Genomic DNA, 23,662 nt, shown 5'->3' on the forward strand with positions numbered 1-23,662 from the left:
AGCGATGGGTCCTGGCTCGAGTACGAGCCAGGACTATTCGGCAAACAGTGACCCTCGGGGTGCGTAATCGGTCAAGTGCGCGCGTGACCTGGGCTCGAGGCGGATCGGGAGACGTACGTCTGCGGCGTCGCCCCCGAGACCCAGGGCGGGCTGGCGGTCGAATGAGATTGGCTGCCCGCCGTACGCCGACCTCCACTCGAGATCGCCCGTACGGTGACTTGTCCTCCGACGGTTGGATCTAGATCAAAGAGATCATGGATGCGACCGTGGATCAGTGAGTCAACCCACGAGTAGCGGCTCGGCCCAAATCGGACCGATCGTCCGAAGCTATACCGGACAGCAGAAACGGCCCGTGCCAAACAAGCCCAAAAAGGGCCAGCGTCCGAAGGACCTATTCGGGCCATGGAGTCACGGCACCACGGAGCAGCCGCCGCGTCGCAAGGAGGACGCTGATCTTTGGAAGGTCCGTGACGAACTGAAGGTCCTTGACTTAAAAGGCATGAGGATGGGCCTCGTGATCAGGGACTGCTTCGATCAGGCCTACGACGGTCAGCGCACCGGCCGGTGGGACTACATGCAGTTGAGCAAGACAGAAAAGACCCACATCGGGACTCTCGTGGAAATTGGAATTAGGAAGGAGTTCGGCTTCGAAGAAGATGAGAGGGGTCCTGGCGGCGCCCGAGGCAAGCTCGACTTCCTCATCAAGGGCGTTCCCGTTGACTGCAAATGGGCACTCAATCTGTACGAGTGGTACATCCCGAAGGAGATGTACCAGGACGAACCCAAGATTGCCATGGTCGTGTGGGGTAACGAATACACGAAGCGGTGGTCTCTAGGCCTCATAAGGATCGAAGAGAAGTATCTCAAGGCCGAAGGCCGTCAGAGGGACAAGAAGCGAACCCTCAATGAAGCGGGCCGCGACCGGATACTTTGGGTGTTCAAAAACGCTCGGCTCATCGAGAACACGCTTTTGCACGCGAAAACCCCTGCCATCGACGAAATTAGATATTCGACGAACGGGCAGACGGCTGTCACGACCCTTTTCCGCAGCCTCACCGAGAGGCTTGTCAATCGGGCCACAGTGATAACTGCAGGAGCCCAGATCGATCCTGGAAAGCGGGTGAGGGACGCACGTAAGCAGCTCAAGAGGCATGGAATCGTCATCTTCGGCCACTACGAACCGCACCCAACAATGGCTCAGCAGCTAGGCCTGCCGCGACCCACACTCGGTTCCTTCGTCAGCGCTCGTTTAGTGCCCTGGAATGACGGCGATGCGAGGCCCTACACCGAGATCGAGGGAAGTCGGTGGCGGCTTGCGAGGAAGAAGGATCCCGTCACTCCTGCTCCTCGACTTCCTCGACAGGGGAACTACGGATCAGACGGTTAGGGTTCGATCCACTTCGGGCGCACTTCTTCGATTGAGGCCTGAGCTGCGGAGACGCAGATCGGGCCTTCCTCGATGTCCGGCCTTTGCGGAGGTTGGGCGGCGTGTGGGTGGCTCATGGGTGTCGTCACTTTCCGTGGTGGAACGCAGCCCGCACAGTTCGCCGCGGCGCAGGCCGCGCACGGCAGCGAGCCCCGGCCCCAGCCGAGGCCGGGCATTTCCACGGCCAGTTGGCAGGACGGCTATCCGGTCGGGCCGGCGGCCCGCAGCCACAGGTTTCGGTTCCCGGCGATCAGTACCCGCCCGTCCCGCAGCGTGGTGACCGCCTGCGGCGGCGAGTCGCCGCAGCCGAGTTCGACTCGCTTGAACGGTGGGTTGTCGTCGCCGATCCAGACGACACCGCAGTACTCGGGACGCTGATCCGGGTCACGTCGGCTGGCGTCGTCGATCGCGCCGACGGGCGACGAGCGTGCCATCGGGGCCGACAGTGATGTCCTGCAGCCGCCCCACACCCATTCCGGTGCTGACGCCGGTGTCCCAGTGCAGACCGTCCTTGCTGTTCAGCACCAGGATGGTGTCCGGTTTCACCGGAGCCGCTCCCGGACCTAGGGCGTTGCTGTCCAGTACGAGACGGCACGGCTCGTCAATCGCGAGGATCGCGCGTCCCGGTTCCCTGGCGTCGCGGGTGATAGAGGACGCGTTTGCCGCAGGCGTAGACCCGTCCGGCACACGAGGACAGGTGGCTCAGGGCGAGGGCGCACGCGATCAATCAGGGCGGCTTTCCAGCCCGATGCCTGTGCCGATCATGCATGGCAGCAAGTATCCGATACGCCGTTTGACACCGTCGCGGCCAGGTTTCACTAGGATGAGCGGTCGTGACCGCATCCTCAGGCGACGCTCTCCTGGAGCCCAAACTGGTGGGCGACATATCCGGCAGGTTCTATGTTCCTGCCTACCAGCGCGGCTACCGGTGGGGTGAGATGGAGGTCGGCAGGCTTCTCTCGGACATCTGGGAGAGTCTCGACCAGCCGTATTACCTGCAGCCTGTGGTGGTGAAGCGGCACGGCGACGAGTGGGAATTGGTTGACGGCCAGCAACGGCTGACCACGCTGTACCTGATCTTCCAATTCATGAAGAGCGAGGGCCTGCAGAACTCCGGCGCCGATTACACACTGCGGTACGAGACCCGGCCCGGAAGCGCCGCCTACCTCGAAGAACCCGATCCGGCGCTGAGTCAGAAGAACATTGACTTCTTCCACATCCACCACGCCTATGAGTGCATTCGTGCATGGTTCGCGGCACACGGAAACCGACGCCAGTACGCCGCCAACAAATTCCACGCCGCTCTCTACGAGCAGGTACGGGTGATCTGGTATGAGGCGGCCGAGGATCTGGATGCGGCTACGCTGTTCACCCGGCTCAATGTGGGTCGCATCCCGCTGACCGATGCTGAGCTTGTCAAGGCGCTGCTGTTGTCCCGCCGGCGCGGCGACTCGAGCACCACCGATCGTGCGCTGGAGACCGCGGCTCAGTGGGACGTTATCGAGCGTGACCTGCGTGATCCGGAACTGTGGGCTTTCATCACCGGCAAGGCCCCCGAGGATCCGACGCACATCAGCCTGCTGCTCGACACCATCGCGGGCGGCCCGACCGGCCGGGATCGGCCGTTGTTCCACACCTTCGAGACTCTCCGGGAACGGATCGCGGCCAAGCCGCAAGAGTTCTGGAACGAGGTGGTCGACCTGCACTCATTGGTCCTGGGCTGGTACGAGGACCGCAACCTGTTCCACAAGGTCGGCTTCCTAGTGGCTGAGGGCGGATCGTTGCGCACCCTGATCGAACTCGCCAAGGGGAAGGCCAAGTCGGCGTTCGACGCCGAACTCGACAGCCTCATCCGGAACCGGCTGAACTTGTCCGAGGCGAAGTTGCGTGAGCTCACCTACGAACAGAAGACCCGGACGAACCGCGCTCTGCTGCTGATGAACGTCGAGACCGTTCGGTGCCGCACTCACTCCTTCGAGCGGTACTCCTTCCGGGAACACGCCGCCGGCCGGTGGTCCCTGGAACACATTCACGCGCAGAACGCCGAGCGACTCAACAGCGTGGAGCAGTGGGCGCAGTGGCTTCGACTGCACCGCAAAGCGTTGGAGACTCTCGACGGCGTCGACCAAGCCAAGCGACAAGGCGTGCTGGACCGGCTGGATCAGGCGCTGACCGGCGAGGTCATCACGGAGTCCGAGTTCCGGACGTGCGAACGGCAGGTCACCGAGTTGCTCGATGCCGGCAACGAGACGGGTGACGGCGCGGTGGACTCGATCGCCAACCTGGCACTGCTCGACGGCGGTGACAACAGCGCGCTCAGCAATTCGGTATTCGCCGTGAAACGCGCCGCGATCCTGGCGCGCGACCGGGACGGCTCCTACATCCCGGTGTGCACCAGGAATGCGTTCTTGAAGTACTACTCGCCGGCCGACGAGCATCAGATGCACTTCTGGAGCGCCAATGATCGGGAGCATTATATGCAGGAGATCATCCGGGTCCTCGGCGGTTATCTTTCCACCGATCAGGAGACCGCGGCGTGAAGGGTTATCTGACGTCGTACGCCGGCTTGTTCGGGACACGGCTGGCCGGTGAGCCGAGCATCAGCAGCATCCAAATCCCCCTCATTCAGCGCGATTACGCCCAAGGGCGGCCGGAGACGCTGGTGGAAGAGGTCCGGCTCGGTTTCCTCGAGGTTCTCCTGGACGCGATCGCCGGCGGCGAGCCGGTCGGGCTCGACTTCGTGTACGGCAAGATCGACGGAACGACCCTGCTCCCCCTCGACGGCCAGCAGCGGCTGACCACGTTGTTCCTGCTTCACTGGTACGTCGCTTCGGCGGCCGACCGGCTAGAGCCGGGAGCAGCATGGACCCGGCTGTCCTACGAGACACGGGCGAGCGCACGCCTGTTCGGTGAGCGGCTGGTGGCCCGCCCGCTACCGCAGAACCAGGACGTTCCCTCGGCGTGGATCATCGACCAGCCCTGGTACCTGCACGTCTGGCGCAACGACCCGACCATTCAGGCGATGCTCGTGATGATCGATGCCATCCATCGGCAGATCCACCGTCGGCACCCGGAGCTGGACGCGGTGGAGGCCTGGCAGCGGCTCACCGACGCCGAGAAACCGGCGGTCTCCTTCTATCTACTGCCGCTGGACGACATGGAGTCCGACGAGCAGCTTTACATCAAGATGAACTCGCGGGGGAAGCCGCTCACCACGTGCGAGAACTTCAAGGCACGCTTCGAGCAGGACATCGCACACTCCGGCCGGGCCGACGAGTTCGCCCACAAGATTGACGGCCCTTGGTCGGACCTGCTGTGGCCCTTCCACGGGGGCGACAATCTGGTCGACGACGAGTTCGTCAGCTACCTCACCTTCATCACCGAGATCTGCGAACTGCGAGACGACCGGGTCGAGTCCGGGCCGCTTGGTCCGCGGGCGCGTGCCGTCTTCGGCGCGGAGAATCCGCGAGCCGGTGATCACCTCGACTTCCTGTTCGGTGCCTTCGACAAGTGGCGCGACGCCGAGCACATTGCCACGACGATGGGCGACGCTCTGTCGACGTCACTGCCCGGCCAGGACGGCTACGACTGGCAAAAGGTCGTCTGGTTCGGGATCGCCGACACCGATGTGTTCGACCAGTGCCTGCACGACACCCGTTTCAACCTGCAGCAGAGCCTGCTGCTGTACGCGTTCCTGCTGCACCTCATCGAGGACACGGTGGACTTCCCGCGACGGCTGCGCACGCTGCGCAATCTCGTCTCCGCCTCCGAGGTGCGCAACGACTACATGCCTGCATTGATCCAGGACGTGGCGCAGGTGATCGTGCACGACGACCTCGACGCGGTGACCAGGTTCAACAGCAACCAGCTGGCGGACGAACGTCGCAAGAAGCAATTCCTGGCGGCCTATCCCGAGCTCGCGAGCGTGTTGTTCCGGCTGGAGGATCATCCGATCCTCCGTGGCGCCACCAGTGCTTTCGAGTTGCACGGCGATTCTCTCCGGCGACGTGCGGAGGCATTCGAGACCGCTTTCACCGAGCCGCAGCACTGGCTCGGATTGACCGGAGCGCTGCTGACCTTCGGCGACTATCAGCGGCAGCGGCCGGGTTCCTGGGGCTGGCAGTTCGGCACCAGTGATCCCGAGGACGACACGGTCTGGCGTTATCTGCTGACCGGCACCACATACAAGAATCTGTCAACCACCCGGGCGGTGCTCAGCGAGTTGTTGGACGGCCTAGCCAGCGCGGGTGGCTATGTCGTCGCGTATTGCGAGCGGGTGACCGTCGCCTGGTTGGCCGAGCGGGAATGCCGGCAGTACTTCGACTGGCGTTACTACCTGGTCAAATACCCGGAGATGCGGTCCGGTTCTACAGGCATTTATTACGGCGTCGACGGCGAACTCGGGTACTCGATGTGCATGCTTCGCACTGTCCGGCTCAGCGGTTACTACCGTGATCCGATCCTGTTGGGCGTGTGGTTGCTGAGCGAGGCCAACGATCGGGTCACCGACCCGTGGTTCTTCGGATATGAGTGGCATCCGCGGTGGCTGGAACTAACGCACAGCAATGCCAGCATGCGCAGCGTCAGCGATGGCTTCGAGCTGTATAGACCTGAGGACGAGGCGCTGCACCAAAGTTTTTTGGCTGTCTGCCAGCAGCACAACGTCGTGACGACGGCCGACGGCGAGTTGCTGCTCAAGATCGAGCAGCATGATCATGGCGACGGTCCAGTCGACCTGGCCGATCGGGTAGTGGCCGGTGCGGCCTTCCTCCGCGACCTGCTGGAAGCTGGCATGTAACGCCGCCTAAGAGCCGATCGGCCGCGACCGCGGCGGTCCGCGCTAAGAGGGCCGCACCGAACCGGCTGACCTGGTGTTGCAGGAGATCCACGGCGGCCGGGATGGCAATCTCGTGGGGGAATTGGTCGGGATCGCCGACGCCGGCCGTCGCCTGGGCCCGGGTCAGGAGGTGCTCGGTGATGGCTCGTTGTGCGCGGGTGCCGTCGCTGATGCTCGCCGCGACGCCGCCGGTAGCCGCACGTCCGGCGGCCGGTCGTGCTCATCCGACGACAGCGCCGCCGCCCGCTCCCCGAGAAGTTCCATGGCCTCATCAAGCGCAACGGTGTACAGGCCCAGGGCGTGGACCAGTGGGACATCCGCAGCGCCGACAGCGACCAGGAGATTACCGAAACCGGCCGGGACACCTGCTCTTGCTCGACGGCCGCCAGCAGTGGTTACGCAGCGTGATGTTGATCGCGTGGTGATCCGGTGGTGATCGGATGTCGGCGACCGTTTCAGCACGGGCGCGACCGTTTCAGCACCTTCGAGTGGCGGCTATCGATCAGCGAGGCGCTTGAATCATGCACTCGGCCCGGACCTGCGGAAATGTAGAGCCGCTCTGAGCTGCTAATATGTCTTCGGAAACGGCTTTGAGCCTGGAGGCTACAGAGTGTACTCGCGACCACTAGTCGTCTGACTACGGATCAGAAGGTTAGGGGTTCGAGTCCCTTCGGGCGCACTTCTTCGATGGAGGCCTGGGCTGCGGAAACGCGGTTCGGGCCTTTCTCGTTGTCCGGCCTTTGTGGAGGTCGGCTGGCGTGCGGGTGGCACATGGGTGTCGTCACTTTCCGTGGCGGAAGGGGTTGCGGCGGCTGCGGGACCAGCGGATCCGCTGCTTGCCGATAGGCCGTTTCTCCGAAGGTGTTTCTTTCTCGCTGCGCCCGGTGGGCCGGTTCTTCGCGGCCTTTTCCTTGATGCGTTTGCGGGTGTGCCGGGCCGTGGCCAGCGCCAACGCGGCGGTCGCGTCCGCGCAGCGGCGCTGGCTGTCGGGCAGGACGCTGGTGTAGGTGTCAGCCGTGACCACGATGCTGGAGTGCCCGAGCAGATCTTGCAGGGTTTTCAGGTCCGCGCCGGCCTCGTGGGCCAGGGAGGCGGTGCCGTGCCGGAGGTCGTGCAGCCGGACCGGGGGTAGGCCGGCGCGTTCGGTCAGTTTCCGGAATCGGGTGGTGCGTAGCTGCAGTGAGCGGGCCGGGACGGGATTGAGTCCCGTCCCGGCAAGCGGAAGTACCGGTCCTTTACTGGCGGGACAGCGCCACGCGCATCTCGCTCTCGGTGTCGACGATGAGGTCGCCGCTGACGTCGACCGTGACGCTGTGCAGCGTGCCGGTGAAGCGGAACGGCGACTGGTAGCTCGGAGTCACCGGCGAGCCCGGGTTGGCGCCGCAGCTCATGGCGCCAGGGTTGAACATGATGGGAACCGTGACGGGTATGTCGGTCGCGGCCACCAGGCCGCCGTCGACGTAGAGCTGGGCCCGTCCCGGTGCTCCTCTGCCGTGGGTGATGTCGGGCTTGTCGGTGGGCTCGAACTCGAACCGCAACGTGTGCCGGCCGGCCGGCACGGGTTCCGGGGCGGACGTCGTGTAGACGGCGCGACCGACGTAGTTGTGGGCGTAGTGCAGCCTGCCGTCTTTCATGTAGAACGAGAAGCCGCTGGTGTTGGCGCCCTGACAGAGCAGCACTCCGTCCGCGCCGCCCTCCGGGATCTCGACCTCCGCGGTGATGCTGTGCGGCCGGTTGAGCACTCGCGGAGCGACCGCGAACGGCAGCGCCTGGGTGCCCGGCCAGAACGTGTAGCTGGTCCGTTCCTCGGTGATCTGGGGACGTTCGGTCATCAGCCGTTCGACGGCACTGCCGTCGATCGGCAGCACTCCGTACTTGCCGGCCTCGACGTACCACTGCCCGATCAACCCGACCAGCCTGCTCCGGTGCTCCGCGGCGACGTTGTGGTTCTCGGCGAAGTCCTCGGCGACGTGGTACAGCTCCCACGAGTCGGTGTCCAGTTGGCTGAGGACCTCGCTCGGGATCGGCGAGCCGAAGGGCTGGCCCGCCTCGGCGAACGACGGTCCGGGCCACGGGCAGACGGCTCGCCATCCGTCGTGGTCGATGGCCCGGTGACCGAACATCTCGAAGTACTGCGTGTGGTGCCGGGAACTCGCGGCGCTGTCGTCGAACGTGTGCGCGAAGCTGACCCCGTGGATCGGCGCCTGGGTGACGCCTCGGATGGTGTCCGGCGGCTGAATGTCGAGCGCGTCGAGAACGGTGGGAACCATGTCGATGATGTGCGCGTACTGGGTGCGCACCTCACCGCGTGCCGCTATGCCGCTGGGCCAGTGGACGAGGAACGGATCGCACGAGCCGCCGCGGTACGTCTCGCGCTTCCAGCGGCGGAAAGGCGTATTGCCCGCCCACGCCCAGCCCCACGGGTAGTGATTGAAGGTGGTCGGCCCGCCCAGCTCGTCGATCCGAGCCACGCTGTCCGCGAGCGATTCGGGGGCGTTGTTGAAGAACTGCGTCTCGTTCGTCGTGCCGCCCGGCCCGCCTTCCGAGCTGGCCCCGTTGTCGGAGACGACCATGATCAGCGAGTTGTCCAGTTCACCGGTTTCCCGGAGGAAGTCCAGCAGCCGGCCGATGTGGTGGTCGGTGTGCGACAGGAAGCCGGCGAAGATCTCCATGCTCCGGCTCGCGAGGCGGCGGGCGTCCGGCGACAGGGATTGCCAATCCGGTACGTCCGGGTCGTGCCTGGAGAGCTCCGATCCGGCCGGGATCACGCCCAGCTGCACCTGTCGGGCGAAGACCCGCTCGCGGTAGGCGTCCCAACCGTCGTCGAACTGGCCGTGGTACCGGTCGGCCCACTCCTTCGCCACGTGGTGCGGGGCGTGCGTCGCACCGGGGCAGAAGTGCAGGTAGAAAGGCTTGTCCGGGGCGACCTGCTTGGCGTCGGCGATGTAGGTGATCGCCTTGTCGACCAGGTCGGCAGTCAGGTGGTAGCCCTGCTCGGGGCTCGCCGGCGGCTCGACCTGGTGGTTGTCGCTGATCAGGTCCGGGTACCACTGGCTGGTGTCGCCGCCGAGGAAGCCGTAGAACCGGTCGAAGCCGCGACCCAGTGGCCAGCGGTCGTACGGCCCGGCGGGAGACTCCTGTTCGGACGGCATCAGGTGCCACTTGCCGACCATGTAGGTGTTGTATCCGTGCTGGCCCAGCATCTCGGACAGCATCCCGTTCTCGAACGGGATCAGCCCGTCGTAGCCGGGATACCCGGTCGCGAGTTCGGTGATGGCAGCCATCCCGTTCGAGTGATGGTTGCGTCCGGTGACGATGCACGACCGGGACGGCGAGCACAGCGCCGTCGTGTGCATGTTGTTGTAGAGCAGGCCATCGGCGGCCAGAGCATCGAGGTTCGGCGTCGCGATCGGGCTGCCGTAGCAGCCGAGATGGCCGAAGCCGGTGTCGTCCAGCACGATCATCACCACGTTGGGTGCCCCAGGCGCCGCCCGCATGGGCCTGGGCCACGCCGGAGTCGACTCGTCGGTCGTCCTCCCGATCACTCCTGGGAACGCGCTGCCTGGCTGGTACTCGGCAAGTCCCATCGGACCGTCCTCCTCCACGGCCGCGACCGGCCTCCGGTCAAGTGGAACTTCCGGCGGCGAGCTTCTCCTCATCCCAGCCGGATGAAGCTCAACGACCATCCGTACCGGATGAGCCGCCACCCGAGTCGATCCGTCATCGTGACCATCGAGCCGGAGGAAAGGACGCGGCGATGATCGCGCACGAACGTGGAGCGTGTTGCGCCCCCGTCCAGGTTGCCACGGCGCCACCGCGGTCGGATCCACCGCCAGGGTCTGCGCCGGCCGGGGCACCGGTGCGCGTCGGCGCCGCCGATCTGGTGGCCCTCGAGGGCGAGTGGTTCCGGATGGGCAACGAGGACGCCTACGCGTACCCGGATGACGGCGAAGGACCGGTTCGCTCCGTCCGGGTCGACCCGTTCCGAGTCGCCGCGGGCGCCGTCTCCAACCGCCAGTTCACCGATTTCGTCGACGCGACGGGTCATGTCACAGCGGCCGAGCACCACGGGACGTCGTTCGTCTTCGCCGGGCTCCTGCCGGACGACTTCCCGCCGACCCACGGCGTAGCGGCGGCACCATGGTGGCGCCGGGTGCCCGGCGCGTCATGGCGACGCCCCGAGGGCGAAGGGTCCACGCTCGACGGCCGGGCCGACCATCCGGTCGTCCACGTCTCCTGGAACGACGCCGTCGCCTACTGCCGATGGGCGGGCCTGCGCCTGGCCACGGAGGCGGAATGGGAGTACGCCGCCCGCGGCGGGCTCCAGGACATGCGATTTCCCTGGGGCAACACTCTGCGGCCCGGCGGTGAGCATCGGATGAACGTGTGGCAGGGCGTATTTCCCAGCCGGAACACGCTCGCCGACGGCTACCTCGGCACCGCTCCGGTGAACGCTTTCCCGCCCAACGCCTTCGGCCTGTACAACATGACCGGAAACGTATGGGAATGGACGGCGGACTGGTTCAGCGCCACCTGGCACCTGAACGGGCCGCGTGAGAACCCGGCCGGGCCGCCCGTGGGCGAACGCCGAGCCCTGCGCGGCGGCTCCTACCTGTGCCATTCCTCGTACTGCTACCGGTACCGGGTCTCGGCCCGGATGGCCAACACGCCGGACAGTTCCGCCGGCAACATCGGCTTCCGATGCGCCCAGGACGCCTGACCTCGACGCAGCGTGCGGGCCGCTGTGGTTACCGCTACGGAGTCGACGGTTCACCCGTTCCGGCGGCACTTGCCTCGCACTGGGGTGGCACCCGTAACGGCCTCCTCGTGCACTGGCCGAACGGGATCCGCGCCGCGGCGAGACGCATAGAAAGCCGGGAAGGGATTTCGCGCCTCGGGCCTGGAGGTCCGGCATGTGACCTTCGGGCGCTGTTCGAGCGTTCCTTCGCTGACTCGGAGGTTGAGTCACAAGCTGAGCTGCGCTGCCGATTCGCCATCTAACGTTGTTAGGGTGGCGGTGCCGTGACGGCGCCGCGGCTCGGCGTCTGGAACATGCTTGGAGCGAGGTGGCAGCTGTGTCGACCGGCACCCGACGGGCCCGGGAACGTGCGAGCACGCGTGAACGGATCATCGAGGCCGGGTTGCGCGTCCTGGAGAGCGAGGGCGTCTCGGCGCTGACGATCCGGCGCATCGCCACCGACGTCGAATACGCCGCGCCCATCGTCTATCAGCATTTCGCCAACAAGGACGCACTCGTGCTGGAGTTGGCGGCCCACGGGTATCGCCTGATGTTGGCTGAGCTCGAGCAGATCGCCGAAGAGCCCGACATCGACCGGCGCATGATGCAGCTCGCGTCCGAGTATGTCCGGTTCGCCGGCGAGCACCCGCACCTGTATCAGGTCATGAACGGCGGTGCCGTCGACGCGCACGATCGCCGGCGGGCGGCGGCCGCCGCCATCGGTGTCCTGGAAGAACTGGTGACCGCCTGGTCGGCCGCCCACGACGTGGTTCTGGCCGATGTCGATGACGCCTGCGACATCATCTGGGGCACGCTGTACGGCATAGCCTCGCTCGGCCACCTCGACACTGTCGGCAATGAGCGCGCCCGGCGGCTCGCCGAGCAGGCACTGCGCACGTTGCTCCGCGGCTGGCGGACCGACCTGCCGGAGAACGGGTAAGCACCGGAACGGCCCCGGCCCGTCCGCGTTTCCGCGTAGCCGAGCCGGAGCCGTTTGCTGACCTACCTGATGCAGCCTCGGTGACGACGTCGTCAGTTGCCGGTGGGGGTCCAGTCCGCGGGCAGGCCGGAATCGCTCAAGATCTCGCCCCGGTTGTAGTAGTCGTTGCTCGACCGGATCAGGTTGCCGCGCAGCCGTAGCACGGTCACGGCCGGCACCGCGAATGGACGAGGCGCACCGACGATGTGGCCGCTGAACACCCCCTCGACCACCACCTCGTCACGCCCGCCAAATCCGCCCGTCACGTCGAAGCGGAGATCGTTGATGAGCTGATGGGACCCGGTCTCCCACTGCGTGACCCCTTCGCGACCGTGGAACACCAGGTTGAGAGCTTGGTCGGTATAGATGGCGTCCTTGGTGTACAGGCGGGCGAGATCGCCGGTGTCGGTGGTCACCCACGCGGCGGCCCAGCGCCGACCGATCGTCGGCACCTGGTCGCTCTTCCGGCTCTGCTGCGCGTGCTCGACGACCTGCCGGGTCCCGGCCTGCCCGGCCTGCGCGGTCTGCTCGCTCGGTGACGCGGCCGAGGAGGGTGTTGTGCCGGCAAGGAAAGCCGTTGCGGCCACTGCGGCAGCGAGACCGGAGACGAAGATTCGCGTACGCATGTGATTCCCCTTTGCTGAGTTGACGCGGCATGGCGTCTAACGTTGTTAGATTTTCTAACGTTGTTAGGCTAAGCGTAGCCGGAGGTGCCGTCAAGGGCAGTCAAATGCCGACCCGGCTAGGGTCCGTTGATCGCGAGCAGCGGCGCGGGGCCCCGCGAAGCCCGCCGAGAATTACCTGATCACGTCGACAGAGAGGCCGATGCAGCGTTGCCGAGCTTGGAGCGTGTCGCTTCCCTTCTGCCCTGCATGCCACTGCTGGCCATCCCGGCCTGGAGCGTGTGGCGAATGGTCCGTGGCGTGCGCCTCGGCGACTGGCGCCGGCCAGGATGGTTCGGCCACGCCGCATGGGCGTCCTTCGTGCTGCTGGCCTTGGCGTGGCTGTGGGGAGCCCTGTCGGGCGGCCTCGACATCGAGGAAACCTGCCGGCTGCAGCATCACGAGCCGTACGACGACACGTACTACCAGGCTCATCGAGACGACTACTTCCGGCTCTTCCCCCTGAGCCAGAAGTGCAACGCCGGCTACGACCTGGTCGCCCCCTGGGTCAACCCCGCCGTGGCCGTGCTGTTCCTGCTCCTGCTGGCCAGCCTGGCGGGCCTCGGGTGGACATCGGCACGCCGGACGGCCTGGTCGAAGAAAGGAAAGGGGCAAACGTCGTAACTGACGTCAGGTTGTCGTGCCGCCGCATACTCGGCGCAGCAGGACCACGAGGTCTCCGGAACGCCGAACAGCCTGGTTGCCACCGGGGCAACCAGGCTGTTCGGGTGTTGCTGGTCGTTACTTGCGGGCGCCCACGGCCGAGGCGCCCGCCCGGGCCTTCGGGGCCTCGAAGCCAGAGCCGCTCGCGGACGTGGCCGAGAGGCCACCCGCGGACTTCGCCGAGAGGCCGCTGACCTTCGCCGCGGGGAAGGCGTTCGCCTCGCAGTTGATCGACGTCCCGGCGGCCAGGACGAGGCAGATGTCACCGGTGACGTGGGCGCCACCGTCCGTCTTGTCCGTGGCGGTCGCGCTGCCGACCGGGTTGCCGTTGTCGTCGAGGTCCTCGCCGATCAGGGCGTCGTCGCCCGCGTCGCCCGTGATCCGGTCGTTGCCGGCGAGGCCGTAGATGACGTCGGTGTCGTTGCCGCCACTGAGGCTGTCGTCACCGTTCCCGCCGCCCATGTAGTCGCGGCCGGTCTCGCCCCACACCAGGTCGTTGCCGTCACCGCCCCCGAGGTAGTCGGCGCCGGCGCCGCCCCAGCCGCGGTCCACGCCGCCTCCGGCGAGGATGTCGTCGTCGCCGTTGTTGCCCCAGATCTTGTCGTCACCGCTCTCGGCCTGGAGCCAGTCGGCGCCGTCGCCACCGTGCATGACGTCGTTGCCGTCCCAGCCGTACACCTCGTCGTTGCCGGCGTCGCCGTAGAGGGTGTCGTTGCCGGTGTAACCCCACAGGATGTCGTTGCCGGTGCTACCGACGACCTTGTCGTTGCCGACACCGCCCCAAAGCTTGTCGTTGCCGGACTCGCCGTAGACCGTGTCGTTGCCCGACCAGGCGGAGAGCTCGTCGTTGCCGGTGCCGCCGAGGAGCTTGTCGTTGCCGGTGCCGCCGTAAAGCTCGTCGTTGCCGGACTCGCCGTACGCCGCGTCGTTGCCCGACTCACCGTCGAGGATGTCGTTGCCGGCGCCGCCGGAGAGCCCGTCGTTACCCGACTCACCGAACAGCTTGTCGTTGCCGCCGGCGCCCCACAGCTTGTCGTTGCCCGTGTAACCCTGCAGCTCGTCGGCGCCGGAGCCGCCGGTCAGCCGGTCGTTGCCGGAGTCGCCGAAGACCAGTGAGGCAACCTTGGTCTTGTTCTTGAACGAGTCGTTCTTGTTGCCGAGTACCGCAACGATCTCGCTGGTCTTCTTCTTGGTGGTGCACTTGACCTTGGTCTTGTCGACCTTCTTGCAGCCCTTGCCCGGCTTGAGGGCGACCTTGTCGTCCAGCGTCACGGTCCGGCCGGAGATCGTTACCACCAGCGAGTTCGCCTTGTTTTTCGCCGCCACGAACTGGACGGTCGACCCGACGACCTTGGCCGTGCCGGTCGAAGCCGCCTGGGCGGGCGACGCCAGGAGAGCGGTCGAGGCGACGGCGACGGCCGTGGCGCCGATGGCCGCCAGCATCCGGCGTTGGTACAGGAACATGTGAACCCCCGTGATAGGGCAGCTGATCGAGTGATCGAGGAAGAACGAAGGGCATCTGCCGCACGTGCCTTCTCCGTGCCGTCCATTCGAACGCATGGAGATCAATCAACCAACGAATTTCCCGCAGGACGGGACCGTACCGACGCTTTGTCCAACAGGTGGGCGGTGAGCCACGCCGAAGCGCTCGTCACCTGCCCTTCGTCGAACACCGGCGAGCCGGCTACCGCTCGCCGCCGGGTTCCGGGATGACGCCTTCGGCGCGTAGTGCGGCCAGTAGCGGTGGCAGGCTCACGGCGGCCGCTCGGGCGTACCCCTCCGGGGAGGGGTGGAAGCGGTCGGCGCCGAACATGCGTACCGGATCGGCTTCGAAGAAGGGGTTGAGTAGTTGGGCCAGGGGGATCGGATAGCCGCCGGCGGCCTCGACCGCGGCCGTCTGTGCGGCTGCCAGCCGCCGGCTGCGCAGGGCGGCCAGCCAGCGTAGCGGTGGCCGCAGCGGTGGCAGGACCTTGAGATCGGGGCAGGTGCCGACGATGACGTGGCAGCCGGCGGCCCGGAGTTGTCCGACCGCGTCGCCGAGATGCCGTGCCGCCACTCTGAGCGGCGCGAATCGCGTGACGTCGTTTCCGCCGACGAAGATGATCGCGACATCCGGCGCCTGGTTCAGTGCGATGTGTACCTGGTGTGGCAGGTCCGATGACATCGCGCCGACGAAGGCCGGCCGGTGCAGTCGTACCGGCCGGCCGGCGCGGCGGGCCAGAGCGGTAGCCAGCAGTACGCCCAGGGTCTCCCGGGGTCTGGTGGCGCCGTAGCCGGCGGCGAAGGAGTCACCGAGAACGGTCATGGTCAGCGGTGGGCCGGGAAGCCGCGAGCCGATCAGCCCCTCGGCCCGCGGCGGCGGTTGCATCGCGATGGGAACGATGCGTTGCACGCTGCGGGCCTGTCCGATGATGACCGCGACCGTGCCGGCCGCCATGGCCACCACCGCACCGAGCGCCGTACCGAGCACCGCACCGAGCAGTCCGGTCACCTGCGAACGTCGGGCATGATCGCCACGTCCGGCACCTTTCGGCCGCTACGGGTGCGTGGTTTCACGTCACCGTGCCGTGGCAGCGCGGACGATCAGGTCCGCGACGGGACCCGGGTTCGACACACCGACGGCATGCGATGCCTTGCGGATCTCGATAGTGGACCGCGAACCGGCGCGGTCGGCCATCCAGCGCTGGGCCGCGACCGGGATGTTGCGGTCGGCGCCGGCGAGGAGGAACCAGGAGGGGATCTCTTTCCAGGCCGGCTTCCCGGAACCCGCGCTGAGCGCCGCATCCCGGATCGGCCGTTGCGTGACGGCCATCAGCGAGGCCTGCTGCTTGGGCACGTCGGCGGCGAACTGCTGCCGGAACAGGTCCTGCCGGATGGAGAGGTCGTTGGTGCCATCACCGAGCGGCACCGGCGCGAGGGTGTCACCGAGGGTGCTGCCGGGGAACTTGTTGGACAACTCGAGTGCGCTCTCGCCCGTGTCGGGTGCGAAGGCCGCGATGTAGACGAGCGCCTTGACATCCGCGTCGCCGGCAGCGGCGTTGGTCATCACGGCGCCTCCGTAGGAGTGGCCGGCCAGCACGATCGGGCCTCGTACGGAATTGATGACGGTCCGCACGTAGGCGGCGTCGGAGCTGAGCTCCCGCAGCGGGTTGGCGGCAGCCACCACCGGGTAGCCGCGCCGCTGGAGCCGCTCGATGACTCCGGTCCAGCTCGCGGCGTCGGCGAAGGCGCCGTGCACGAGCACGATGGTCGGCTTGGTCTTGGTGTTCGAGCCGGCGACGGCAGCGCCGGCACCGGAGACCGACGCGGTGGCCGTGAGGACGACTGCGGCGGCAAGAGCCGCCACTTTGGAGATTCGGACTCCCATGGTTCTCTTTCCAATCAGGTACGAGGATGGGTTCGACGCGATGCCGCGGCCGGCTCTGCGGCAGCGAGGTTCGGTGTGGGCGGCATCCGTCAGGACGCGATCTCCACCTGGATCTCCACCTCGACCGGGCTGTCCAGCGGCAGCACCGCCAGGCCGACGGCGGAGCGGGCGTGGATCCCGGCCGCGCCGAAGACGTCGTGCAGGAAGGTGGAGGCGCCGTTGAGGACCTGCGCCTGGCCGGTGAAGGACGGGAGGGAGGCGACGAAGCCGGTCACCTTGACGACCCGGACCACCGTGTCGATGCCGACCAGTGCGTCCACCGCCGCGAGGGCGTTCAGCGCGGCGGTACGGGCCAGGTCGGCTGCCTGGGCCACGTCGACACCGTCACCGACCTTGCCGGTGACCGGCAGTGTCCCGCCGACGAAGGGCAACTGGCCCGAGGTGTAGACGTACCTGCCGGAGCGGACGGCCGGCGCGTAGCCGCCGACCGGTGCAGCGACATGCGGCAGCGTGATGCCCAGCTCGATGAGCCGGTCGTTCCAGATCCCCATGGTGTGCGCCTCTCGTGTCGCGCGGCCGGGCCGCTCTGCTGCGCCCTTTGTTGATCTCACCCGGCCTGAGCGGGGCGGAACACGCGAGACCGCATGCAGAAGTACTTCCGCATGCGCGGGGTTCTCAGCCGGCGAGTGACGCGGCCGCGGTGTCGCGCTCCATCGCCGGTTCTTCCTCGGTGAGCCGCTCCCTGGCGAACAGGCGAATCAGATTGTGGAAGCGGTACCGGCCGTCGACATGGGCTTGCAGGAGGCTCAGCTCGACGAGTTCGTCGAGGGCGTCCTCGATGCTTCCCGGGTCCGCCGGATCGAGTGATCCCGCCTGTCGCGCGTCGAAGTCCGTGACGGGTGCCAGCGACAAGCGGCGGAACAGCCGGCGGGCCGGTGGGGACAGCTGTGTGTACGAGAGGCTGAAAGCGGCAGCGATCCGCAGGTCCCCGGCGATGAGCTGGTCCAGCCGGCGGCGCTCGTCGGACAGCCGATCGGCCAGATGCCGCACTGTCCATCGCGGCCGGCTCATCAGCCGGTTGCCGGCGATGCGCAGCGCGAGAGGCAGCCGTCCACACAGCTCGGCCACCTCGCCGACCGCGTCGGGTTCCCGGTCGCCGATGATGCGCCGCAGCAGCGTCGCCGCGTCCTCGGCGGGTAGCTGCGTGAGATTGACCCGGTGGACGCCCTCCAGCCCGGCGAGCAACCGGCGACTGGTGATGACGGTCAGCGACGGCCCGGGACCGGGCAGCAGAGGCCGGACCTGTGCCTCGTCAGCGACGTTGTCGAGCACCACCAGTACACGCCGGCGGTGCAGTAGCTCCCGGTACATGCCGGCCCGGCCGGTCCCGTCCGCCGGGATCGCGCCGTCCTGGACGCCCAGCGCGTTCAGCAGCCGGGCGAGTGTTTCGGTAGCGTCCGGCGGGCGGGCGTCCATTCCGCGGAGGTCGACGAAGAGGGTCCCGCCGGTGAACGCCGTGCCGAGCGCGTGAGCCGCCTGCACGGCCAGCGTCGTCTTGCCGGCTCCGGCCGTTCCGGACACCGTCACCACCGGCGCGGCGGTTGAGGCCGGCTGGGCAGCCGCCGCGACCCGGGTCAGCTGAGCCAGCTCCCGGTTCCGGCCGGTGAAATCCGGTACCGGACGCGGCAGCGCGCAGCGGCCGGTCGGCACCGTCGCCCTGGCCCTCGGACGGCCGGCCCGGGCCGCGGCGAGGAAAGCCGGCTGCTCGGCTTCGGGCAATGCCAGCGCCTCGGCCAGCGCCTGGACGGTCCGCCGCTGCGGTGCCCGGCTGCGCTCGCGTTCCATGTCGCTGATCGCGCGGGCGCTGACGCCCGACCGTTCCGCGAGCTGCTCCATCGTCAGCCGGGCCGCGTGCCGCTGGTTCCGCAGCCGGCGACCGAATGTGTCACTCATCGATCAGGCAGCCGTTCTTCGCCGGGCCGGCCCGGGCCCCCATCGATCACCGGCAGCCTGAGCAACACTTCGAATCCTCTCGTCTACGCGACGGTGAACAGGGGCAAGCGACGGTGAACCGGGGCATGGGGCGCACCGCCCCGCCGGGGTACGGGGTTCAGCACGCGAGGAGTTGAGCGCCCCGGCCGGGTCTGCCGGCCGGATCGCGAGATCGACGTTACGGACGCCGGATCGCCCGGACATCCGACCGCGGTGCCCATTCCCCGGTGGTACCGCGGTACCACTCGAGCCGAGGAACTCCGCGGGCGGCGGTCAGCCCCGGGAACACACGTCGTTGCGCCATGCCCAGGCAGCGATCTCGACCCGGTTGCGGGCGGCGAGTTTGCGCTGGACGTTGGCGAGATGGGTCTTGACCGTCGAGAGCGTCACGTAGAGCCGCCCGGCGATCTCATCGTTGGTGTGCCCGTGTGCCACGAGGCGTACCACCGCGAGCTCCCGTTCGGTGAGCGGCTCGGTGGGTGGCGCCTCGGCCTCCTCGGCCGTGGCGTCGCGGCGCGGAGCGAGGTGCGCCAGCAGGCGAACTGTCACCGCCGGCGAGATCAGCGTGGTCCCGGCGGCGGCTGCGCGGACCGCCTCCACCAGCAGGTTCGGCGACGTGTCCTTGAGCAGGAAGCCGCAGGCGCCGTTGCGCAGCGCCCGGTACACGTACTCGTCGAGGTCGAACGTCGTGACGATGAGGACGTTGAGCGGGTCCCGGACGGCCGGGCCGGCCAGCAGCCGGGTCGCCTCGAGTCCGTCGAGTCTCGGCATCCGGATGTCGAGCAGGCACACGTCGGGACGTAGCCGGCGGGCCTGCTCCACGGCGGTCTCGCCGTCGGCCGCCTCGGCCACCACCTCGATGTCCGGCTGCGTGCCGAGGATCATGCGGAACGCCGTACGGATCATGTCCTGGTCGTCGGCCAGGAGAAGCCGGATGGTCATCGGAGTCCCTTCACGACTGCCCGCAACCCGAACCGGCGTACCCCCGAGGGCTGGTCGGTGACCGGCAGGATCGCGGTGACCTGCCAGCCTGACGCGACCGGCCCGGCCGAGAACTCGCCGCCCGCGGCGCGGACCCGTTCACTGAGCCCGGTCAGGCCGAAGCCGCCGGCCGGCACGGGCGACGGCGCCGCCCTGCCGTCGTTGCGGACCGAGACCTCGGCCAGGCCGGGCCGGTCGGGGTGGGCCCGGATCCGGATGTCGATCCGGGTCGTCCCGGTGGTGTGGCGCAGCACGTTGGTCAGCGCTTCCAGAACGGTGTGGTGTGCCGCGTCAAGGGTGCGGGCGGGCAACGGCCGGTGCGCCAGCGACTCGTCGACGGCGATCTCCGGTGCGGGGGATCCGGGCGGCACGGTGCTGGTGACGGCGGTCAGCATCTCGTCCAGGGTGGCCGGGGCGGGCACGGCCGTCGGCGTCTCGTCGCGCAGGATGCCGACGAGCGTACGCATCGACGTGAGGGCCTGACCGCCGACCTTCTCGATGTCGGCCAGCAAGGCGTCCAGGTCCGCGGGTGAGGGCGCGGCGCCGGAACTCGTGACGAACCTGATGGCCTGCGTCTGCGCGACGATCGCTGTCACGTGGTGGGCGACGTAGTCGTGCAGGTCGCGGGCATGATCGAGGCGTTCTGACTGGCGGGCGAGCCGGTCGGCGTCGACCCGGCGGCGTTCCAGCAGGCGTAGGTAGAGGCCGAGCAGCGCGACGAACAGCACCCAGGCGGCCAGCACGACGGCCACCAGGCCGCCGTCCTGCGACAGGATCCGCACGTTGACGGGATGAAGGAAGACCCGTACCGGAAGAAGGCCGATCGCGAGGATCGTCAGCGCGGCGGGCCCCGCGGCGCTGACGATCGGATGCTGCATGACCAGGCGGATCACCGTCACCGACAGCGCGGCGAACTCCACGATGCCGAACGTGTGCTCGGGTCGCATCGCCGGCACGAGCCCGCAGGCGACCGAGACCGCGACCGACACCGCCGCGGCCACGGCGACCGCGGACGGGCGGGCCTCGGCGAGCAGCACGACGGCAACCGCGAGCAGCCCGCTGGCAATGATGCCGATCTTGGCAGGCAGCGTGGGGCCGTCCAGCCCTTCGACGACGACGAGAGCCGCTACCAGGACGGCTGACAATCCGGCCAGCACTCGCTGCGGTCCCCGGCGCCCCGGAAAGATGATCAACACAGAAGGTCACGGTACGACACCCGTACCCCGGTGGCCTCGTTCTTTTGGCCGAGCCACCGCGAGGCCGCTCGGTAACACGGCTGAGGTGCATCCCCGTCCCGCCGGCGCAGGATCGAAGCCGCACCGGACGATGAGCGGAGAGTGATCGTGGCGACGACAGTGGAAGCCGTGGGCCTGCGGGTGAGAACGGGCCGGCACGTGGCCGTCGACGGCGTCGACCTGAGCCTGAGTACCGGCGTCCATGGACTGCTCGGCCCGAACGGCGCCGGCAAGACCACCCTGATCCGGGCGCTGGCCACCGTGCTGCGCCCGCACGACGGGCGGCTTCGGCTGCTCGGGCAGCCGATGGACGGGCGGCCCGACCTGCGTGCGGTACGGCGGGCGCTGGGCTACCTCCCGCAGGAGTTCGGCTACTACCCGCGGTTCACGGTGACCGAGTTCGTCGAGTACATGGCGTGGCTCAAAGAGGTGCCGGTCACCGAGCGCCGACGTGCCGTGCGGAACGCGCTCGAGCGGGTGGGCCTGGCCGACCGGGCCGGTTCACGGATGAAGGCGCTCTCCGGTGGCATGCTGCGCCGTGCCGGCATCGCTCAGGCCATCGTCAACGAGCCGGAACTGCTGCTGCTCGACGAGCCGACCGTGGGCCTCGACCCACAGCAGCGACTCGACTTCCGGGCACTGCTGCGCGACCTCGGCGAACGCTCCTGCGTCATCGTCTCGACCCACCTCGTCGAGGACGTGGCCGCCGCCTGCACGAGCGTCGTGCTGGCCGACGCCGGCCGCATCGTCCTGCACGGGACGCCGGACGACATCGCGGCAGCCGGTAGTCCTGCCGACGCGGGGGACAGCCCGATCGAGCGCGGCTATTCGGCCCTCATCGAACGGCACCGGGCGGCGCCGGCGGTGGCACGGTGAGCGGCATCCTCGGGATCGAACTGCGGCGCTCCGGCGCGCTCCTCGCCGGTACCGCGACAGCCGTGCTCGGTGTGGCCGGGCTCTACCTGCTCGCGCTCACCGGGCAGACCGGCCTGTGGGACCAGCAATGGCACCTGCTCGCCGTCTTCCAGCGCATCATGCTGGTCGTCCTCTGGCCGCTGGCCCTGGCAGCAGGCGCCTGGCAGGCCGGCCGGGACCGGCGCAGCCGGATCGAGGAACTGCTCGGCACCACACCGGCTCCCGGATGGCGGCGGCTGCGGCCGTCCTCCCTCGCCACGGCCCTCGCGCTGGCCGCCGGCTACCTGCTCGTTCTCGCCGCCGGGGCGCCGAAGGTCGCTACCGCCGCCGGCCATCCCGGCAGCGGCTGGTGGGCGGTGGTCGCCGTCGGCGTGCTGGCCTTGGTCGCGGCGGGATTCCTCGGTCTCGGACTCGGCCGGCTGCTGCCGTACGCCTACACCCCGGCCGTGCTCGGCGCGGGCAGCCTCGCCGGGCTCCTCGCAGCGATCGAGGTGACGAAACTCGACGACGCCACGGTGCCCGGCCCGGCCCTGCTGCTGCCCTTCTTCACCAGCACGATCTCCGAGTTCCAGGAGGTCGCCGGTTCGGTCAGCACGGGTCAGGCCTGGTGGCTCGGCGGTCTGGCGCTCGGCGGACTGGTGCTGTACCTGGCGACGAACCGGCTGGTACGGCTGCTGGCCGTCGTCCCGCCGGCGCTCGGACTGGCGCTGGCCGCGCCGATGCTGACCGTCACCGCCTTCCCGGTCGACACGGCCGCGGTCGCTGAGGTCTGCACCACCGACGGCGGACCACGGGTCTGCGTCACAGCGGCACACAGCCGGAAGCTGGCCGTACTCGTCGCACCGGCCCGGGAAGGATTGCGCCTGCTCGCAAAACTGCCGGACGCGCCGGCCTCGGTCCACGAGGCGGCACCCGGCCGGGCCCATCCGCAGCCGGCCTCCGAAGCGTGGCTGGACAGCGACAACCTCAGCCAGGCCGCGGATCCCGCGGAGCTGACCGCCCGCATCCTGGCCGGCGCCGGTACGCCGCTCTGCGCCCGAAACGAGGAGAGCGCCTACCTCGACGTGCTGCGCGCCCGGGCCGTGGCGGCCGCCTGGCTCTACGGCAGCCACCCGGTACCCGGCCCGGCCTACGCCGCGGCCGAGCAGGCCCAGCGCGACACGATGTGGAAGACACTCGTCGCCCTGCCTGCCGGCGAGCAGGAACGCCGTGTCGCCGCGGTGCGCGCAGCCGGCCTGACCTGCGGAGACCAGGCAGCGGCCCTCGGCATCGGAGCCGGCCGGTGACGACCGTCGCGCTGTACCTGCGCTCCCGCGAGGTGCCGGCCGGAGTGCTGTGCGCGGTACCGGCCATGGTCGCCGTCGCCTGGCTCGGAAGCGGACCGGCCGAGTCGCGGCACGCCGTCACGGCCGCGGCCCTCGCCGTGGCGCTGGGCGTCGCCGTCCTCGGGCATGGCCTGGGCGGGCCGGACAGCACCCTGGACGCGACAGCGGCGATCCGCTGGGCGCCCCGCCGGGCGCTGCACCTGGCTGCGATCCTGGTGGTCGCGGCCGCCGTGGTGGCGATCGTGACGACGGCCCCGGTCGCCGTCGTGCTGCGCGACGCGGCCGGCTTCACCGGGCTCGCCGCGCTGGCCGCGGCGCTGTTCGGCCGGCGGCTGGCCTGGACCCTGCCGGTCGTGACGGGCTGCGTGTCCGCCGGCATCCCGGCCGTGCCGGAGCCGTTCGCGCTGTACCTGCTCACCTGGGCGGGCCAGCCGCCGGACAGCCCGGTGGCCCTGACGACCGCCCTGATCTTCGCGGTCGCCGGTGCTGCCATGTACGTGACTCGCGGCCCCGCCCGTCCGGCCCCGCTGTAGCCGGTGTGT

General features: G+C 68.4%; 21 protein-coding genes and 1 pseudogene. 9 read left to right on the forward strand and 13 right to left on the reverse strand.

The genetic code is table 11. The features are described 5' to 3' along the window. Positions 1–352: 352 nt before the first annotated feature. Positions 353–1,387 (forward strand): NaeI family type II restriction endonuclease, encoded by a 1,035-nt coding sequence (locus AB0F72_RS03750; RefSeq protein WP_360424576.1) that lies wholly within the window; start codon positions 353–355, stop codon positions 1,385–1,387. Positions 1,388–1,626: 239 nt separating this feature from the next. On the opposite strand, the gene AB0F72_RS03755 is transcribed toward AB0F72_RS03750, so the two are convergent. Together AB0F72_RS03755 and AB0F72_RS03760 are read right to left on the reverse strand one after the other, a co-directional pair. Beyond that, positions 1,627–1,860 (reverse strand): hypothetical protein, encoded by a 234-nt coding sequence (locus AB0F72_RS03755; RefSeq protein WP_360424579.1) that lies wholly within the window; start codon positions 1,858–1,860, stop codon positions 1,627–1,629. Next, complete coding sequence (locus tag AB0F72_RS03760) at positions 1,811–1,972, reverse strand: hypothetical protein (RefSeq protein WP_360424582.1); 162 nt, start codon at positions 1,970–1,972, stop codon at positions 1,811–1,813. Before AB0F72_RS03760 ends, AB0F72_RS03755 begins: the two co-directional genes overlap by 50 nt. Positions 1,973–2,259: 287 nt before the next feature. Between AB0F72_RS03760 and AB0F72_RS03765 the strand changes: the two genes are divergently transcribed. Beyond that, positions 2,260–3,966, forward strand: a complete 1,707-nt coding sequence (locus AB0F72_RS03765) for a DUF262 domain-containing protein (RefSeq protein WP_360424585.1) — start codon at positions 2,260–2,262, stop codon at positions 3,964–3,966. Continuing rightward, positions 3,963–6,224 carry a DUF262 domain-containing protein gene (locus AB0F72_RS03770; RefSeq protein ID WP_360424588.1) on the forward strand — a complete coding sequence of 754 codons (2,262 nt, stop codon included), beginning with the start codon at positions 3,963–3,965 and terminating at the stop codon, positions 6,222–6,224. Before AB0F72_RS03765 ends, AB0F72_RS03770 begins: the two co-directional genes overlap by 4 nt. A gap of 820 nt (positions 6,225–7,044) precedes the next feature. On the opposite strand, the gene AB0F72_RS03775 is transcribed toward AB0F72_RS03770, so the two are convergent. The 3 genes and pseudogenes from AB0F72_RS03775 to AB0F72_RS03785 form a co-directional block, all read right to left on the reverse strand. After that, the gene (locus AB0F72_RS03775) at positions 7,045–7,287 is read right to left on the reverse strand and encodes a hypothetical protein (RefSeq protein WP_360424591.1); all 243 of its coding nucleotides are present in this window, start codon (positions 7,285–7,287) and stop codon (positions 7,045–7,047) included. Further along, positions 7,288–7,401 (reverse strand): annotated as a pseudogene (locus AB0F72_RS03780) (tyrosine-type recombinase/integrase); the annotation flags it as partial. It lies immediately after the preceding gene. Positions 7,402–7,498: 97 nt separating this feature from the next. Beyond that, the gene (locus AB0F72_RS03785) at positions 7,499–9,727 is read right to left on the reverse strand and encodes an arylsulfatase (RefSeq protein WP_360425068.1); all 2,229 of its coding nucleotides are present in this window, start codon (positions 9,725–9,727) and stop codon (positions 7,499–7,501) included. 395 nt (positions 9,728–10,122) lie between these two features. Here AB0F72_RS03785 and AB0F72_RS03790 point away from each other — a divergent pair, with 395 nt between their 5' ends. Next, the gene (locus AB0F72_RS03790; RefSeq protein ID WP_360424594.1) at positions 10,123–10,983 is read left to right on the forward strand and encodes a formylglycine-generating enzyme family protein; all 861 of its coding nucleotides are present in this window, start codon (positions 10,123–10,125) and stop codon (positions 10,981–10,983) included. Positions 10,984–11,338: 355 nt separating this feature from the next. Beyond that, the gene (locus tag AB0F72_RS03795) at positions 11,339–11,941 is read left to right on the forward strand and encodes a TetR/AcrR family transcriptional regulator (RefSeq protein ID WP_360424596.1); all 603 of its coding nucleotides are present in this window, start codon (positions 11,339–11,341) and stop codon (positions 11,939–11,941) included. A gap of 92 nt (positions 11,942–12,033) precedes the next feature. Here the strand turns inward: AB0F72_RS03795 and AB0F72_RS03800 are convergent, their stop codons facing one another. Beyond that, positions 12,034–12,606 (reverse strand): nuclear transport factor 2 family protein, encoded by a 573-nt coding sequence (locus AB0F72_RS03800; protein ID WP_360424599.1) that lies wholly within the window; start codon positions 12,604–12,606, stop codon positions 12,034–12,036. A 246-nt stretch (positions 12,607–12,852) separates the two neighbouring features. On the opposite strand from AB0F72_RS03800, the gene AB0F72_RS03805 reads away from it, so the two are divergent. Then, a complete protein-coding gene (locus AB0F72_RS03805) occupies positions 12,853–13,266 on the forward strand; it encodes a hypothetical protein (RefSeq protein ID WP_360424601.1) in 414 nt (137 codons plus the stop codon). 117 nt (positions 13,267–13,383) lie between these two features. Here AB0F72_RS03805 and AB0F72_RS03810 read toward each other — a convergent pair whose 3' ends face one another. The 7 genes from AB0F72_RS03810 to AB0F72_RS03840 form a co-directional block, all read right to left on the reverse strand. Further along, positions 13,384–14,769 carry a calcium-binding protein gene (locus AB0F72_RS03810; protein WP_360424604.1) on the reverse strand — a complete coding sequence of 462 codons (1,386 nt, stop codon included), beginning with the start codon at positions 14,767–14,769 and terminating at the stop codon, positions 13,384–13,386. A gap of 220 nt (positions 14,770–14,989) precedes the next feature. Continuing rightward, on the reverse strand, positions 14,990–15,796 hold the full coding sequence (locus AB0F72_RS03815; RefSeq protein ID WP_360424607.1) for an SGNH/GDSL hydrolase family protein: 807 nt from the start codon (positions 15,794–15,796) through the stop codon (positions 14,990–14,992). Positions 15,797–15,862: 66 nt separating this feature from the next. Further along, positions 15,863–16,672, reverse strand: a complete 810-nt coding sequence (locus AB0F72_RS03820; RefSeq protein ID WP_360424610.1) for an alpha/beta hydrolase — start codon at positions 16,670–16,672, stop codon at positions 15,863–15,865. Positions 16,673–16,761: 89 nt separating this feature from the next. Next, a complete protein-coding gene (locus AB0F72_RS03825; RefSeq protein ID WP_360424613.1) occupies positions 16,762–17,223 on the reverse strand; it encodes a RidA family protein in 462 nt (153 codons plus the stop codon). 124 nt (positions 17,224–17,347) lie between these two features. Then, the gene (locus AB0F72_RS03830; protein WP_360424616.1) at positions 17,348–18,625 is read right to left on the reverse strand and encodes a helix-turn-helix domain-containing protein; all 1,278 of its coding nucleotides are present in this window, start codon (positions 18,623–18,625) and stop codon (positions 17,348–17,350) included. A 312-nt stretch (positions 18,626–18,937) separates the two neighbouring features. After that, entirely contained in the window at positions 18,938–19,606 is a 669-nt protein-coding gene (locus AB0F72_RS03835) for a response regulator transcription factor (RefSeq protein ID WP_360424619.1), read from the reverse strand. Then, positions 19,603–20,841, reverse strand: a complete 1,239-nt coding sequence (locus tag AB0F72_RS03840) for a histidine kinase (protein ID WP_360424622.1) — start codon at positions 20,839–20,841, stop codon at positions 19,603–19,605. The genes AB0F72_RS03835 and AB0F72_RS03840 overlap by 4 nt, the downstream gene beginning before the upstream one ends. Positions 20,842–20,988: 147 nt before the next feature. Between AB0F72_RS03840 and AB0F72_RS03845 the strand changes: the two genes are divergently transcribed. Genes AB0F72_RS03845 through AB0F72_RS03855 form a run of 3 tightly spaced genes read left to right on the forward strand, consistent with a single transcriptional unit; the run spans position 20,989 to position 23,653 of the window. Further along, the gene (locus AB0F72_RS03845; RefSeq protein WP_360424625.1) at positions 20,989–21,756 is read left to right on the forward strand and encodes an ATP-binding cassette domain-containing protein; all 768 of its coding nucleotides are present in this window, start codon (positions 20,989–20,991) and stop codon (positions 21,754–21,756) included. Further along, complete coding sequence (locus AB0F72_RS03850) at positions 21,753–23,081, forward strand: hypothetical protein (RefSeq protein WP_360424629.1); 1,329 nt, start codon at positions 21,753–21,755, stop codon at positions 23,079–23,081. Before AB0F72_RS03845 ends, AB0F72_RS03850 begins: the two co-directional genes overlap by 4 nt. Beyond that, the gene (locus tag AB0F72_RS03855; protein ID WP_360424632.1) at positions 23,078–23,653 is read left to right on the forward strand and encodes a hypothetical protein; all 576 of its coding nucleotides are present in this window, start codon (positions 23,078–23,080) and stop codon (positions 23,651–23,653) included. Before AB0F72_RS03850 ends, AB0F72_RS03855 begins: the two co-directional genes overlap by 4 nt. The last annotated feature ends 9 nt before the right edge of the window (positions 23,654–23,662 follow it).

It is taken from the genome of Actinoplanes sp. NPDC023936 (assembly GCF_040639325.1).
Taxonomy (GTDB): Bacteria; Actinomycetota; Actinomycetes; order Mycobacteriales; family Micromonosporaceae; genus Actinoplanes.